We start from the raw sequence: 405 nt of genomic DNA, 5'->3' as shown, positions 1-405 counted from the left end.
GCGAACACCGGGAACGCCTCCGACAACCCGCGGCCCATCCCGACCCGCTGCGACCCCTGACCGGTGAACACCACCGCCGGAGAGGTGGGCCGGACCTCGGCCGCGGGCTGCGCGGCGGCGAGCCCCGGGAGCAGCTCGTCGCGGTCGGCGGCCAGCACCACCGTGCGCCGGGGCAACGTCGTCCGGTGGGCGAGCGTCCAGGCGACATCGGGCACCGATGCGTCCGGGTGTGACAGCCGGTAGCTGTGGAGCCGCTCGACCTGCACGGTGAGGGCCCGCTCGCTCGCGGCGGTGAGGACGACCGGGGTCATCGGAAGCACCGGGAGCGGTGCCTCGTCCGACGCCGTCGCGGAAGCCGGTGCGCCCGACGGGGCTTCGAGGATGACGTGGGCGTTGGTGCCGCTG

Annotated in this window: 1 protein-coding gene; it reads right to left on the bottom strand. The window is 75.3% G+C overall.

Annotated elements, in window-relative coordinates:
* A partial coding sequence (locus tag PUR56_RS07030; protein ID WP_443034453.1) for a CurL C-terminal domain-containing protein occupies positions 1–405 on the bottom strand: 405 nt, incomplete at both ends.

This window comes from Streptomyces sp. BE303 (genome assembly GCF_036290945.1).
In the GTDB taxonomy this organism is placed as follows: Bacteria; Actinomycetota; Actinomycetes; order Streptomycetales; family Streptomycetaceae; genus Kitasatospora.
The sequence above is the reverse complement of the archived record's forward strand: the minus strand, read 5'-3'. Positions and strand labels throughout refer to the sequence as shown.